The sequence below is a fragment of the Gloeomargarita sp. SKYB120 genome (assembly GCA_025062155.1).
Lineage (GTDB): Bacteria > Cyanobacteriota > Cyanobacteriia > Gloeomargaritales > Gloeomargaritaceae > Gloeomargarita.
The window spans coordinates 93,789-106,462 of sequence record JANXAM010000002.1; the positions used below are offsets into that span (position 1 = coordinate 93,789).

A 12,674-nucleotide genomic window follows, 5' to 3' on the forward strand; every position below is an offset into this window, starting at 1 on the left:
GTTAGAATGCGCATGAAATCAGCGCAAGCGGGGGTGCGAAAGGTGGGGCTATTCAGCCGCTTTTCACGGGACATGGGCATTGACCTGGGGACGGCCAACACCCTGATTTACGTGGCCGGGCGGGGGGTGGTTCTGCAGGAGCCATCGGTGGTCGCCATTGACCAAGAACAAAAAATTCCTTTGGCGGTGGGGGAAGAAGCCAAACGGATGTTAGGGCGGACGCCGGGCAATGTGGTGGCGGTGCGTCCTCTCCGGGATGGGGTCATTGCCGATTTTGACACCGCCGAGCTCATGCTCAAGTATTTCATCCGCCGCGTGCATGGGCGCCGCTCCTTAGCCCAGCCACGGATTGTCATTGGCATTCCCAGTGGCGTTACCGGCGTAGAACGGCGAGCGGTCATTGATGCGGCGCTGCGGGCGGGAGCGCGCAAGGTGGATTTGATAGATGAACCGGTGGCGGCGGCCATTGGCGCCGGTTTGCCCGTGGACCAGCCCATCGGCAACATGATCGTGGACATTGGCGGCGGCACAACGGAAGTGGCGGTGCTGAGCTTGCAGGGCGTGGTGCTGAGCGAGTCGGTGCGGGTGGCCGGCGACGAACTCACCGAAGCGATCATGAACTACATGAAAAAGGTCCATAACCTGGTAATTGGGGAGCGCACGGCGGAGGACATCAAGATTGATGCCGGGTCGGCCTACCCGGTGGGCAATGACGACCAATTGGTGGAGGTGCGGGGGTTACACCTGCTGTCGGGGTTGCCGCGCACTATCACCATTAAGGCGGCCGAAGTCCGCGAGAGCATGGCCGAACCCCTAGCGGTGATTGTGGATGCGGTCAAGCGCACCCTGGAGCGAACCCCACCCGAGCTGGCGGCAGACATTGTGGACCGAGGGATTGTGCTCGCTGGAGGTGGTGCCCTGTTGCGGGGCTTGGATACTCTGATCAGTCATGAGACGGGGATTGTGGTGCATGTAGCCCCGGAACCGTTGAACTGCGTGGTGTTAGGAACGGGCAAGGTTCTCGAAAGCGCCCAAGGACTGGAGCGGGTGTTCAGCAGCCGTTCCAGTTGACGGCCAAGCGATGTAGGATAGGGGCAGTTTGGGGCCGACGATGACCATGACCCGGTTCGCGTTCCTCCGGCGTTGGTGGCAGCGTTATACCTTGCAGGTCGTGACGGGTGTGGGGATAGTGGCGCTGGCCATGTATTTACAAACCACCCAGGCGTGGCTGGTGCAGGAGTTGCACCGGGGGATATGGGGACGGCGAGTGCCGGATACCCAGTTGATGGATGCACGGGTCCTGGAACTGGAGATCCAGGTGCAGGAGCTGCAAGCCCAGAACCGTCAGTTACAACAGTTGCTGGGCTACCAGCAGAAGTTGCCTTTGGCGACAGTGGCGGCGATGGTGGTAGGCCGCAGTGCTGGGCATTGGTGGCACCAGCTTTGGGTCGGGGAAGGTCACCGCAAGGGGATCACCCCTGGAGCCGTGGTACTAGCACCGGGTGGTCTGGTCGGTCGTGTCCTGGATGTGACACCCCAAACCAGCCGCGTGTTGCTGCTGACCGACCCTAGCAGCAAGGTGGGGGTGATGGTGAATCGCTCCCGAGCGATGGGGGTCTTGGTGGGGCAGGGCACGGGACAACCAGTGGTCGAGTTTTTTGACAAACATCCCGACGTCAAGCCAGGGGATGCCCTGGTTACCTCCTCCTTTAGTACCCTGTTTCCGCCAGGGATTCCAGTGGGGAAGGTGGAAAGCATTGACTGGCGGGCGATGCCGGCGCCCCGAGCCACTGTGCAATTAAACGCCCCGATTGAGCGCCTGGAATGGGTGTTGCTGCATTGCTATGGTCAGACGTCCGCTGAACTCCTCGCTCCTTAGGGGGCGGATACTCCTAACGACGGTGGTTTCGGCGGTGATGGCCTTGGCGCTGTTGCCCCTGCGCTGGCCAGGGATGGAACTGGCTGGGATTGCCCCGGACTGGCCGTTGATTTGGGTGGTGGCCTGGAGCATCAAACGTCCGCCCTGGCAAGGGCTAATTGCCGGTATTGCCCTGGGGATTTGCCAGGATGGGCTGGTGAATCCAAGCATCGGCTGGTGGCCGTCCCACGGGTTGAGCTTGGGAACGGTGGGTTTCTTGACGGCGCTGTTGCAAAAAGACCGCCTGATCCAAGAGGACTTTATTTCGGTGGCGTTGATCGTGTTTGCGATGGCGGTGATTGCCGAGACGGTGATGGCGATCCAGTGGACGGTAATGGGCCAGCGTCCTCTGGGCCAGATTTGGTTCGACCACCAGCGATTGGCTTTGGCGTCGGCCATTCTCAGCAGTCTCTGGGCGCCGTTGGTCTATGCGCCGTTGAGTCGCCTGTGGCAAAGCGATTGAGTCCCGACCTGCGTCCGACCACCGCCAAGGTGCGCGAGGCGTTGATCAACATCTGGCGGGCACCCTTGCAGGGGGCAACTTTCCTGGATTTGTGTACGGGAACGGGGGCGGTGGCGCTGGCGGCCCGTCAGGCTGGAGCGCGGCTGGTGGTGGCGGTGGACAGTTCGGCCAAAGCAATTCGTGCCTTGGCTCCCTACGCGAACCGGGAGCACTTCATCGTCCTGCAGGGCCGTTTACCGGGTTGCCTGCAGCGCTTACAGACGGCCTTTGACCTCATCTACTTCGACCCCCCCTACGCCAGTGGGCTGTACAGGCCGGTGTTAGAGGGCATTCTTACCTATCAACTGCTGGCCCCTGATGGAGAGATGGCTGTGGAACACCACCGGCAAGTACCTCTGCCAGAGCACGTGCAATACCTGGTACGCACCCGCCAGAAAACCTACGGCGATACGGTGTTGAGTTTTTACCGGCTCGCAGATTGAGCTAGTCGCGCCGGTACTGGACGTAGGCCGCCACCAGTAAACCGGCAATGGTCACAGGTACCAACCCCAACACAATGCTTAGCACCAACGGTTCAATCATCGCTCTAACTTGCTAGGGTGGGGATGTCATCGAGCTATTGTACCGCAATGGGGCGCTGGTGGCGGCAATTTTGGGGAGCGGTGGCCTTCTACAGCATCTTGCCAGTGCCCAAAAACGCCGAGGTTCAACAGGTGGCGGTCTGGGCGCCCTTGGTGGGCGTGGTGCTAGGGAGTTTGCTCGCGCTGGTGGACCAACTGTTAGCGCCCATGCCGCTCTTGCCCCGCAGTGGGCTGCTGGTGGCCTTGCAGGTGGGGTTGACCGGCGGGTTGCACCTGGACGGGGTGATGGACACGGCAGACGGCCTGGCCGTTTCCGACCCGCAACGGCGCCTGGAGGTCATGCGCGATAGCCGCGCGGGAGCCTACGGGGTCATGGCGGGCTGCCTGGTGCTGGTGCTAAAAATCCTGGCGCTGGGGCATCTGCCGACGGAACGGTTCTGGTTGCTCACGGGCGCCATGGGCTGGAGCCGCTGGGGACAGGTGGTGGCTATTGGCCTTTATCCCTACCTGCGCACCGAAGGCAAGGGGGCGCTCCACCACCAGCAGAGGCAGCCGGGGCAGTGGTGGCCAGGGCTGGGTTTCCTGGTGGCTTGGGCGGGCCTGTGGAGTCTCCTGCGGGGCGATGGACGGTTCCCCCTGGTCTTTACCAGCTGGGGATTGCTGCTGGCGCTGGCGGTCGGTTTTGTCCTGTACCGGCAACTGGGAGGCCACACGGGGGACACCTACGGCGCGGTGGTGGAATGGGTGGAAACTCTGTGCTGGTGCGCCATGACCGCCCTGCTCCCCAACCAAGCCCTATCATAAAGGCATGGACTACGCCCTGGACTTTGGCAGTAGCAATACGGTGATTGCTCGCCGGTCTCCCGTGACCGGACAGCCAGAAATCGTCGCACTCCCAGGGCTTTCCCAGCCGGACGGATTAATTCCCACGCTGGTGTGTGAAGTGCCTGGGGACCCCCCCACCGTGCTCTGCGGCCAGCAAGTGCGGGAGTATCTTCACCAATCCCCCCACGCGCCGGTGTTTCACCACTTCAAGCGGTCGCTCCTGCACGCATCCGACGAGGCCAAACGGGTGGGTACGACGTTTTTACAGCGCCTGTTGCAGGGACTCCACCAGCAAAACTACGCCATCAACGCCCTGGTCTTGACCGCGCCGGTGGATGCCTTTGAACCCTATCGCCAGTGGCTCACCGAAATGGCCCACGCCTGGCGGGTCACCCAGATTCGCCTGTTGGATGAACCGACGGCGGCGGCGCTGGGGTATGGCGTGGCCGAGAGTGACCTGGTGTTGGTCGTGGACGGCGGCGGGGGAACGTTGGACCTGGCGCTGGTGCAACTGCAACGACCGGGCACCCGCACCCATCTGGGCTGGATTCTGCGGTGGGGCGACCGGGTGTTTGACGACCGGCAGCGGCCCTGCCAGGCGCAAGTGATTGCCAAGGCCGGCGTGAATCTCGGGGGCGCCGACATTGACCGCTGGATTTTTGACTACCTGGTGCAGCGGGAGGGGTATGCAGCGGGCGAGTTCATTCCCCTGACCCTGGCGATTGCCGAGCGCCTGAAAATCCAACTGTCGGATCAGCCCAGCAGCCACCAGATTTACTTTGACCCCCGCACTGGTTACACGCGGCACTGGTTTTTAGAACGCACCGAGCTGGACCAGATTCTGCGCGACCAGGCGTTCTTCGCTCAACTAGACGCCGTGATGCAATACCTGTGGGCGCAGGCGCGGGTGCAGGGGTACCGGCCTCGGGACGTGGACGCAGTGCTGCTGGTGGGGGGCATGAGTCAAATGCCCGCTGTGCGCCAGTGGCTGCACAACTACTTCCCGCCCTCCAAAATTCACCATCACCGGTCCCTGGCAGTGGTGGCCCACGGCGCCCTAAGGTTGAACTTGACCGCTCCCATCCAGGACTTTCTCTACCACAGCTACGGGCTGCGCTACTGGGACAAACGCCGTCAAGGTCACCACTGGCACGAACTCATCCCCGCAGGTCACCCCTACCCCAGTCCCGAACCGATTGAACTGGTGCTGGGGGCGTCTCGACCGGACCAGACGGCGGTGGAACTCGTGCTGGGGGAACTGCGTCACCCCACCGGCCAGGGTGCGGTTTACGTGGAACAGGGCCGCCTGGTGCTGCGCTCGATCCACCAAGACCCCGACGTGCAAATCCTCAACGCTGCCTTGCACCTGCCGCTCGACCCCCCTGGCCAACCGGGAGAAGACCGCCTGCACTTGGCTTTTCGCGTCAACGCCGACCGCCAACTTTGCCTCACCGCCCGCGACTTGCACACCGGCCGGCTCCTGTGCCATGAGCAACCGGTTCTCACCCTCGCCTAATCCTAAACCTTGACAGTTTGTAAAGATTTTGTTACGTTTGTTTACAAATCAAGCCTGAGGAGGCAAGGCGATGCGTACCGATTTAGAGTTTCGCAACCCAGCGTTATTGGGGCCGGTGGTGTTTCGGCCTGGGTTTAACAACTTCGAGCAGATTACGGCCACCCAAGCCTGGTCGCTATTTTTCACCGCCAGTCAGGAGGACAATATCTTCGGCTACAACCCCCAGATTGGCTGGTTCCTAAACGGGGTGCTGTTGGCAACCGTGTTGTTCGGGGCGTTCTGGACGCAATTATTCAAAAACTCCTACCTGGTGTGGCAACTGCTCCAGCAGTGGGGTTAACAACTGTTGAACTCCTTATGCACTTTTGTAGCCGGAGATAAACATCTGTCATGAGGGGCTGGACAAACAACAAGGGCTTTGGTTATGACGATAGCGTGCCCAGGTGAGAAGCCAGCCCGCCAAGCTTTCGTCTCCTTGGCACAATCGCCACGGCACCATCTTTCTACCTGCAAGGAATCGAAAGAAGCATGGGTGGAGGTTGCAACTGCGCCTTACCCAGGCACGAGCGGCGGTTGTACCGCAGTTGCGGTGTCGGGACTGTCTCTCGCGACTGCCGGTTCGGGATGGCCGACCACCTGACCGCCCAAGAGCGCGGTTTGCGTGCAACCGTGACTGGTCGGTGAGACGCCGGCACGCGCCGCTCCCGTCGGCGGCGGGAGAAGTTGTTGGGAATACCGTTTGCCCAGCAGCCTGTGGAGAATTGTCCATGGTTTTAGGAACGGTTAACGGGGCACCAGCAGGCGGAATAAACGCACCAGCAGGGGATGCGGATTGGCGGCGGCAAACACTAGGCCAGTTACCCGACCGTCCACCTCTTCCGTCCACAGGGTCATGGTCTGTTCTGTGCGGCACTCTTGCAGGAGTTCGGCGATGGTCATCCGGGAGCGGTCAAGCGGGGCTTCCGCCGTTGTGAGGGCCGCCTGCACTTCTGCCAATGTCACCTGAAGACCCGCTTCTGTCGCTAGTTCCACGATGACTTGGGCTAGGGCGTCTGGGTCGTTTGCCGCTTGCAGCCGCTCTTGACGGGCGGGGTCCTGCATTACCTGTTCAAGGAAAGCTTGCAGTTCAGCTGGAGTCATGGGTGTATCAGATTCCCTAGGTCTACGGTGGGGGCCGGTTGCAGGGGGCCGCGACTATCGAGCACCCAGGTCACTACCAGATAGAATACGCCCAAGAGAATGGCCACTGCGCCAGTGAGCATGGCCGTGAGTCGCCCCCGCTGCATGGTCAGTCGTGGCTCCCTAGCACTTGTGAAACGTAGGCGGCTGCCGCCCGCACTAGACCAATCATCCGCCCGTAGGGCATCCGCTTCGGGCCAAGAATTGCGACAGAACCCACGGGCACCCCGTCTTGCCGGTACATGGTGGATACCAAGCTACACAAGTGCATGGACGTCAGGGGGTTTTCCTGACCAATGATAACCTGTACGGGCGAGTTCTCATCCCACAGCAACGCTCCTAGACGTTCTTGCTCTGTCTCGAGCGCTTCCATGACCGGCTGAACTTGGCTGGCCTGCTGGAATTCTGGTTGTCGCCGCAGGGCCTCCGCCACGCCACTGATCAAAAGCGGCATGGTGACTGCCGGACGTCCCCAGGCGTGTAACTGCTGGCGCAGGGGGGACATCAGCGTGCGCAACCACTCCCCATAGGCGGCAAATTCCCGCTCCAGGGCCCCCCAGTCCATCGCCGCAACTTCCCGCAGCGTTCGACCCTGCAGGTGATGGTTCAAAAACTGGCCCACCATCTCCAGCGCCGAATCCACATCCACCTGTGGCGGGGGCACCCAATCCAACAACGTGGATTCAACTCGTTCTCCCTCTAGCACCACCATCAACGCCACTCGTTCCCCGACCGCTACCAGGCGCAGGTATTTCAAGCGAGCACAGCGGGGTTGCGGTTGCGTTACCACGATAATCGAACCGCTCAACTGGGCTAACAACTGCGCTGCTTGGCGCAGGACCCCTTCGAGATGTTCCGCCGCATCTGGCGACGGCAGGTAAGCCGCCAGAGACACCATCGGCAGGGTGTCCTTGTGGAGCAACCAGTTCACGTACTGGCGATAGCCCAAATCCGACGGAATCCGACCCGCGGAAGTATGGGGCTGGTATAGCAACCCCGCCTGTTCTAACCGTCCCATCGCCTGCCGGATTGTAGCTGGGCTGGCGGGAATGCCATAGCGCGTCGTCAGCGTGCGCGAACCCACCGGCTCGCCGGTCGCCACGTAATGCTCGACCGTGGCCTGGAGTACCTGCCGTTGCCGTTGGGTGAGTTCCACACTTTGCGTCATCCCTGCTTGTTAAATTTGCATTTATTATATATGAACCACTTAATCATAATGCCCAATGGACTTTCGGCTCGGCAAGTTATTTCACCTGTTCCATCAGTTGGGCCACGGGGTCAAACCCTAAGGGAAACTGGGTGGAGTCACTGTAATTGGCGCCGACCACATCCGCTTGGTCCAGTTGGGTGTCCAGCAGATTTGCGCCGAAGAGAACCGCCTGCCGTAAATCCGCGCCTTGGACATAAGCCCCTCGCAACTGCGCACGAAACAAGTTGGCTTGTCGGAGATTCGCCCCCTGGAGATTGGCTTTCGTCAAATCGGCTTCTCCCAAATTGGCTCCCTCTAGATTGGCCCCCTGCAGGTTTGCGCCGCGGAGATTGACCCGGCGCAAGTCCGCACCCGCCAGCACCGCCTGCTGTAAATCCGCGCCTGCGAGGTTGGCACCCGCCAGGATCACGCCCTTGAGCGTTTGTCCCGCCAGCTTGGCTCCTGGCAAGTGACAGTTCAGGCAACGCCCCGTCGTCTGTAACATCTGCAGGTCGGTTGGCCGCCCACAGGCCACCAGCAATCCCGCCCAACCAATCATCCACCAGCTCCGTGACCATCTCATCTGGGATCGACCTCGCACTCACCTTTACAGGAGCGACGAATTGGGTTTGTCAATGCCCATATTAATGCCTTTCGGAACCTTTGCTGATGACTCAGCCACCTTCGTTTCAGACTACGATCATACTGACAATTGAGAACAATTGCTATGAGTGAGCCAACCAATCAAGAACTCAAAGAACTCATCCTGAATCTAGAGAGAAAACTGGAGCAAAAGATCGATGCGCTCGACAAAAAAGTGGACGTTCAGTTTGCCGAACTCAAAGGAGAGATCAAAACACTTGAAGAAAGATTAGCTGGGGAAATCAAACGATTAGAAGCCGAACTCAAGCGGCTTGACAAACGACTGGCCAACGAAGAATTGGTGAGTCGCAGCGCCTTGGCCACGCTGTTACTTGGACTCGTAACTGCAGTCGTCAAAGTCTTGTTCTTTCCTGACAGAGCTTAAACCGACACCCGCAAAGCCCTATAACAACTGGTCCATTAACTGGAAAACCGACCCCGCTGCTTCCCAATCGGGGGGATAGCTTTGAGTGGTCAACCACTGGCTCAGGAGGCGGTGTAACCCCATGAGTTTAAAGCTGGGTTCGGCGGTCGCCTGGACAATCGCCGTCGCTACCGGTAAATAGCCCGTTTCCCCCAAATCCGTCAACAACACCCGCTGCAAGCGCGTCTCCGACCGATAGATTAAATCCAGTAATTGCTCAATGTAGCCAGTATCCTGCGTGAGCAAATACATCGTACAAAGAGCAGCACTTCGCACCCGTGGCAAGGGATGTTCCAGGAACGGCTGAATCGCTGGAATCGCTGTACGAGCGTTCAACCGCCCTAGGGCTAGAAGAATGGCGCTATAGGGCTGGGGCAAGTCCTCCGTTGCCAGCGCTGAGGGCGTCGCTTGCTCCTGCAACAGGGCAACCAAGGCCGGAATCGCTTGCGCATCCCCTAGCAACCCCAACGCAGTAGCTGCCGCCGCCCGCAGTTGAAAGTCCGCCACCTGCAAACACGCTATCAACCCTGGAACAGCGCGTGGGTCTCCGATTTCCCCCAACGCCCGCGCTGCATTGCGCCGGAGCGGATACCCGCCCAGGGCCGTGCGGTCCGATTCATCCTGCAGGGCCACCAGCAGAGCTGGCACTGCTTCCTTCACCCGGAATCGTCCTAGCCACCAGGCCGCGTAGTAGCGCTGACTGGGGTCCGGCGACTGGAGTTGGGCCAGGGCTTCTGCAACTGTCACTCGGGCTGGCTGCCGTTGAGCGCTTCGATCTTGACAATTTTCCCCCCCAACCGGGTAATCCGGCGCATCTCCTCGTTCATCCGGTTGTAGGGGACAGTGATGAACACGCTGCCGCTGCGGCGGATGGGAAAGGCACGGCGGTCGGTTTGGTCATTCTGGCGCAGACCTACCACTTCGTAGCGAAACAGGCGCCGATTGGCATCGTTGAGACTGGACATCCCAGCACTGGCTGGCCCGTAAAACATCGTACAACTCCCGCATCAGACCTTGCCCCTATTGTAAAAGCAGGCGGCCCAGGACTGACATCATGACAATTTGTAACGCGCCAGCGCTGGGGCGCGATGGTAGGATGGGGCTGAAGACGTGCGTTCGTGAGGAGAAAATGCGTTTTTGGCTCATGCTCGGTTGCGCCTGGTTACTGGCCTTCCCTGCTGGCGCCCAACCCCGCAGCACGACACCCATTACTGACCAGTTCAAAATTCCCCCCTTTCGCGACTACACCGGTGACGGGGTGCAAAACCTGGATGACATCCCGCAGCACCAGAAAAATTACAACGACCTGTTGCGCCAATGGGCTAGCCGGATGAGTGGCAGCCGTTAAGTGGAGGTTATCAAGGGGTTAAGGTTCCTGAGCGTTGGTTAGCGACTCAGGTCAATGCTGTTACAATGGGGGCAACGTCACTCGCAAAGTGCAGTGGTGTGAGATAGACTCATTACAACCTTCCAGGTAGAGGAGCTGCGGTTATGCGTCCCCAGATTTTAGTGTCTGTTTCCATGGCGAGTACAATGCTGGTTGCGGCGGTCGTTCCGGCGAACGCCCAGTCGGCTCCTAAGTTGTATGACCCGCCCGTGATGACTACGCCAGCGGCGAAAGCTGAACCCTGGCCGCCGTTTACGGGTCCAGCGATGACGGGCAAGCCTGGCACCCTGATCCAGTTCCCTAAGCCGTCCTACTACGAACATCCCATCGGGTTGGAGCGGAGTATCGAGCCTTTCCGGATTGGCATCAAACGCACGACGGGGACGTCGGCGACTCCGGTGACAGACAAGTTCCGTCCTACGCCTTTGCGGGATTACACGGGGGATGGGGTACAGAATTTGGATGACATCCCGCAGCACCAGCGGACCTTTACCGAGCAGTTGCGCAAGTGGGCTACCAGCATTGGTAGCTGTGCCAGGCAACGGGGTGTGATGTTCCGCCTGGTGGGTAGGGAGGAAGTGCCGATTCAAATCAACGGCGACCCTGGCCGGGTTCAACTGAACGCCAACAACGTGCCGGTGTGCCCCGGTTAGGTTGGCATCTTAGCGAACAAGTGCGCTTTGCTCCCAATGTTAGGGAGCTTTTTTGTGCCTACAATGGGGAGAGCGGGCCAGGGAGCACGGACGTGTCGGCGGCGTTGCGTCAAGAACTGCTGCAATTGCTGGGGCGATGGGCTTACCAGGAGGGCGAGTTTTTGTTGAGTTCTGGAGCCAGCAGTACCTACTACATCAACTGCAAGACGGTGACGTTGCACCCCCGAGGCGCATATTTGGTGGGACACCTGTGCGGGGCGTTGCTGGCGCCAGAGACGGTAGCGGTGGCCGGTTTAACCCTGGGCGCCGACCCGATCGTGACGGCCATCAGTGTGGTTTCGGCGCAGACTCCCCACCCCGTGAGCGGTCTGATCATCCGCAAACAGCCGAAGGGTCACGGCGTTGGTAGTCAGATAGAGGGACCGTTGCCGCCTCCTGGCAGTTGGGTCACCGTGGTGGAGGACGTGGTGACAACCGGACAATCCCTGGGGCTGGCGGTGGAGGTGCTGCGGGCGGCGGGCTATCGGGTCGAACAGGGCATCACCTTGGTGGACCGGCAACAGGGGGGTGCGGCGTACCTGGCCGCCAAGGGCGTGGCGTTGACAGCCCTGTTTACCCTGCCAGAGATTCAGGCGACCCATCGCCAAATGACGACGTTCGTGGGTTAAACGATGGGGTTGCCTATCAGTCTGTGCATGATTGTGCGGGACGAGGCCCAGCGGTTGCCGGCCTGCCTGACCAGTGTGCGGGACCTGGTGGCGGAACTGATTGTGGTGGACACGGGTTCAACGGACGATACGGCGGCGATTGCCCAGGCCCACGGCGCTCGGGTTTACCCCTTTGCCTGGCGGGACGACTTTGCCGCCGCGCGCAACTACTCTTTGACCTTGGCCCAGCAGCCCTGGATTCTGGTGCTCGATGCGGACGAGATTCTGTTGCCCGCGGCGGTGGCGGGGTTACGAGAAGCCATCGCCGACCCCACCGTCTTGGTGGTCAACCTGTGGCGGCAGGAGATGGGGGCGCCCCAAGCGCCTTACTCCTTGGTGTCGCGCCTGTTTCGCAACCGCCCGGACATCCGTTTTCGCGGGGCCTATCACGAGCTGATTGACGACAGCATCGCCCAGATTCAGCAGCGGGAACCCCACTGGCGGGTGGCGACGTTGGAGACGGTGGCGTTGCAGCACTGGGGTTATACCCAGGACAGGGTGCCGGACAAACAGGCCCGCGCGCGCCGTCTTTTGACCCAAGCAGTGGCCCAGCAGCCTCAGGACGCCTACCTGTGCGCGAAGCTGGCCGCCGTCTATCTGGCTGATGGGGACTACGACGCGGCGCTCCAGCTACTCCAGCAGGCGTTGGCGACCCAACCCGCCGAACCGATGGTGCAGTACGAGATCCATTTCCACCTGGGGTTACTCCACCAGCGCCAGGGACAAATGACGCTGGCGCAAACCCACTACCAAGCCGCCCTTGCAACCGCCTGTCCCCCACGGGTCAAACTCGGCGCCTACACCAACCTGGGCGCTCTTTACCAGGAGCAGGGCGATTTTCACCGGGCGCGGGACCTGTTTTGGCAGGCTGTGCAGAGCGCTCCCGACTGGGCCTTGGGTTACTACAACCTAGGGCTAGCCTACCGGGGGTTGCAGCAGCTTCCGGCGGCTCTCCAGGCCTATCAAAAAGCGCTGGAACTTGACCCCGATTTGGCGGCGGCCCATCAGAACGTGGGGGTTGTCTGGTGCAAATTGGGGGATTTGCCGAGGGCGCAACACCACTGGCGACGGGCAATTGCGTTATATCAACAGCAGGGTTCTCCCGCCGGTCACCAGTTGCAGCAACAGTTAGAAACCTTGGGGTTATGGACCCCTTGTGAACCGGATTTCCCCTGCTAATTCCTCGCGGG

The 12,674-nt window shown here is 60.5% G+C and carries 19 protein-coding genes; 12 read left to right on the top strand and 7 right to left on the bottom strand.

All coding sequences use genetic code 11. The annotated features are described in order from the left end of the window. Positions 1–12 precede the first annotated feature (12 nt). The 4 genes from NZ705_01440 to NZ705_01455 are packed head-to-tail and all read left to right on the top strand — an operon-like array spanning position 13 to position 2,863. Entirely contained in the window at positions 13–1,071 is a 1,059-nt protein-coding gene (locus NZ705_01440; GenBank protein ID MCS7291625.1) for a rod shape-determining protein, read from the top strand. Between the two features lie 46 nt (positions 1,072–1,117). Beyond that, complete coding sequence (mreC, locus tag NZ705_01445; protein MCS7291626.1) at positions 1,118–1,879, top strand: rod shape-determining protein MreC; 762 nt, start codon at positions 1,118–1,120, stop codon at positions 1,877–1,879. Continuing rightward, positions 1,845–2,381 (top strand): rod shape-determining protein MreD, encoded by a 537-nt coding sequence (gene mreD, locus NZ705_01450; GenBank protein MCS7291627.1) that lies wholly within the window; start codon positions 1,845–1,847, stop codon positions 2,379–2,381. Before mreC ends, mreD begins: the two co-directional genes overlap by 35 nt. Next, a complete protein-coding gene (locus NZ705_01455) occupies positions 2,366–2,863 on the top strand; it encodes an RsmD family RNA methyltransferase (protein MCS7291628.1) in 498 nt (165 codons plus the stop codon). The genes mreD and NZ705_01455 overlap by 16 nt, the downstream gene beginning before the upstream one ends. Position 2,864: 1 nt before the next feature. On the opposite strand, the gene petG is transcribed toward NZ705_01455, so the two are convergent. Beyond that, the gene (gene petG / locus NZ705_01460) at positions 2,865–2,963 is read right to left on the bottom strand and encodes a cytochrome b6-f complex subunit PetG (protein ID MCS7291629.1); all 99 of its coding nucleotides are present in this window, start codon (positions 2,961–2,963) and stop codon (positions 2,865–2,867) included. 47 nt (positions 2,964–3,010) lie between these two features. On the opposite strand from petG, the gene cobS reads away from it, so the two are divergent. The 3 genes from cobS to NZ705_01475 all read left to right on the top strand — a co-directional run bounded on the left by cobS (position 3,011) and on the right by NZ705_01475 (position 5,643). Then, positions 3,011–3,766: an adenosylcobinamide-GDP ribazoletransferase gene (gene cobS, locus NZ705_01465; protein MCS7291630.1), complete on the top strand. Its 756-nt coding sequence runs from the start codon at positions 3,011–3,013 to the stop codon at positions 3,764–3,766. Between the two features lie 4 nt (positions 3,767–3,770). Further along, the gene (locus tag NZ705_01470; protein MCS7291631.1) at positions 3,771–5,303 is read left to right on the top strand and encodes an Hsp70 family protein; all 1,533 of its coding nucleotides are present in this window, start codon (positions 3,771–3,773) and stop codon (positions 5,301–5,303) included. Between the two features lie 70 nt (positions 5,304–5,373). Further along, on the top strand, positions 5,374–5,643 hold the full coding sequence (locus NZ705_01475; protein MCS7291632.1) for a hypothetical protein: 270 nt from the start codon (positions 5,374–5,376) through the stop codon (positions 5,641–5,643). Between the two features lie 443 nt (positions 5,644–6,086). Here the strand turns inward: NZ705_01475 and NZ705_01480 are convergent, their stop codons facing one another. The 4 genes from NZ705_01480 to NZ705_01495 form a co-directional block, all read right to left on the bottom strand. Continuing rightward, a complete protein-coding gene (locus NZ705_01480) occupies positions 6,087–6,443 on the bottom strand; it encodes a Nif11-like leader peptide family natural product precursor (protein MCS7291633.1) in 357 nt (118 codons plus the stop codon). Further along, a complete protein-coding gene (locus tag NZ705_01485; GenBank protein MCS7291634.1) occupies positions 6,440–6,589 on the bottom strand; it encodes a hypothetical protein in 150 nt (49 codons plus the stop codon). Before NZ705_01485 ends, NZ705_01480 begins: the two co-directional genes overlap by 4 nt. A 2-nt stretch (positions 6,590–6,591) precedes the next feature. Then, entirely contained in the window at positions 6,592–7,650 is a 1,059-nt protein-coding gene (gene hrcA / locus NZ705_01490; protein ID MCS7291635.1) for a heat-inducible transcriptional repressor HrcA, read from the bottom strand. Between the two features lie 76 nt (positions 7,651–7,726). After that, on the bottom strand, positions 7,727–8,230 hold the full coding sequence (locus tag NZ705_01495; protein MCS7291636.1) for a pentapeptide repeat-containing protein: 504 nt from the start codon (positions 8,228–8,230) through the stop codon (positions 7,727–7,729). A gap of 168 nt (positions 8,231–8,398) precedes the next feature. On the opposite strand from NZ705_01495, the gene NZ705_01500 reads away from it, so the two are divergent. After that, positions 8,399–8,698: a hypothetical protein gene (locus tag NZ705_01500; GenBank protein ID MCS7291637.1), complete on the top strand. Its 300-nt coding sequence runs from the start codon at positions 8,399–8,401 to the stop codon at positions 8,696–8,698. A gap of 18 nt (positions 8,699–8,716) precedes the next feature. Here the strand turns inward: NZ705_01500 and NZ705_01505 are convergent, their stop codons facing one another. Both NZ705_01505 and NZ705_01510 read right to left on the bottom strand, forming a co-directional pair. Continuing rightward, positions 8,717–9,484, bottom strand: a complete 768-nt coding sequence (locus NZ705_01505; GenBank protein ID MCS7291638.1) for a HEAT repeat domain-containing protein — start codon at positions 9,482–9,484, stop codon at positions 8,717–8,719. Then, positions 9,481–9,729: a phycobilisome linker polypeptide gene (locus tag NZ705_01510; GenBank protein MCS7291639.1), complete on the bottom strand. Its 249-nt coding sequence runs from the start codon at positions 9,727–9,729 to the stop codon at positions 9,481–9,483. The genes NZ705_01505 and NZ705_01510 overlap by 4 nt, the downstream gene beginning before the upstream one ends. A gap of 137 nt (positions 9,730–9,866) precedes the next feature. On the opposite strand from NZ705_01510, the gene NZ705_01515 reads away from it, so the two are divergent. From NZ705_01515 to NZ705_01530, 4 genes are all read left to right on the top strand, one after another. After that, positions 9,867–10,085: a hypothetical protein gene (locus tag NZ705_01515; GenBank protein ID MCS7291640.1), complete on the top strand. Its 219-nt coding sequence runs from the start codon at positions 9,867–9,869 to the stop codon at positions 10,083–10,085. 173 nt (positions 10,086–10,258) lie between these two features. Then, positions 10,259–10,777, top strand: coding sequence for a hypothetical protein (locus NZ705_01520; protein MCS7291641.1), 519 nt, complete (start codon positions 10,259–10,261; stop codon positions 10,775–10,777). 92 nt (positions 10,778–10,869) lie between these two features. Then, positions 10,870–11,445: an orotate phosphoribosyltransferase gene (gene pyrE / locus NZ705_01525; GenBank protein ID MCS7291642.1), complete on the top strand. Its 576-nt coding sequence runs from the start codon at positions 10,870–10,872 to the stop codon at positions 11,443–11,445. Between the two features lie 3 nt (positions 11,446–11,448). Continuing rightward, complete coding sequence (locus NZ705_01530; GenBank protein MCS7291643.1) at positions 11,449–12,663, top strand: tetratricopeptide repeat protein; 1,215 nt, start codon at positions 11,449–11,451, stop codon at positions 12,661–12,663. Positions 12,664–12,674: the final 11 nt, after the last annotated feature.

Bases quoted from the DNA above. Each gene is read 5' to 3' on its own strand.
- NZ705_01480 (MCS7291633.1), bottom strand. From the start codon at position 6,443: ATGACTCCAGCTGAACTGCAAGCTTTCCTTGAACAGGTAATGCAGGAC.
- mreD (MCS7291627.1), top strand. From the start codon at position 1,845: ATGGTCAGACGTCCGCTGAACTCCTCGCTCCTTAGGGGGCGGATACTC.
- NZ705_01475 (MCS7291632.1), top strand. From the start codon at position 5,374: ATGCGTACCGATTTAGAGTTTCGCAACCCAGCGTTATTGGGGCCGGTG.
- NZ705_01515 (MCS7291640.1), top strand. From the start codon at position 9,867: ATGCGTTTTTGGCTCATGCTCGGTTGCGCCTGGTTACTGGCCTTCCCT.
- hrcA (MCS7291635.1), bottom strand. From the start codon at position 7,650: ATGACGCAAAGTGTGGAACTCACCCAACGGCAACGGCAGGTACTCCAG.
- NZ705_01495 (MCS7291636.1), bottom strand. From the start codon at position 8,230: ATGATTGGTTGGGCGGGATTGCTGGTGGCCTGTGGGCGGCCAACCGAC.
- NZ705_01440 (MCS7291625.1), top strand. From the start codon at position 13: ATGAAATCAGCGCAAGCGGGGGTGCGAAAGGTGGGGCTATTCAGCCGC.
- NZ705_01520 (MCS7291641.1), top strand. From the start codon at position 10,259: ATGGCGAGTACAATGCTGGTTGCGGCGGTCGTTCCGGCGAACGCCCAG.
- NZ705_01500 (MCS7291637.1), top strand. From the start codon at position 8,399: ATGAGTGAGCCAACCAATCAAGAACTCAAAGAACTCATCCTGAATCTA.
- NZ705_01470 (MCS7291631.1), top strand. From the start codon at position 3,771: ATGGACTACGCCCTGGACTTTGGCAGTAGCAATACGGTGATTGCTCGC.
- mreC (MCS7291626.1), top strand. From the start codon at position 1,118: ATGACCCGGTTCGCGTTCCTCCGGCGTTGGTGGCAGCGTTATACCTTG.
- NZ705_01510 (MCS7291639.1), bottom strand. From the start codon at position 9,729: ATGTTTTACGGGCCAGCCAGTGCTGGGATGTCCAGTCTCAACGATGCC.
- cobS (MCS7291630.1), top strand. From the start codon at position 3,011: ATGGGGCGCTGGTGGCGGCAATTTTGGGGAGCGGTGGCCTTCTACAGC.
- NZ705_01530 (MCS7291643.1), top strand. From the start codon at position 11,449: ATGGGGTTGCCTATCAGTCTGTGCATGATTGTGCGGGACGAGGCCCAG.
- NZ705_01485 (MCS7291634.1), bottom strand. From the start codon at position 6,589: ATGCAGCGGGGGCGACTCACGGCCATGCTCACTGGCGCAGTGGCCATT.
- petG (MCS7291629.1), bottom strand. From the start codon at position 2,963: ATGATTGAACCGTTGGTGCTAAGCATTGTGTTGGGGTTGGTACCTGTG.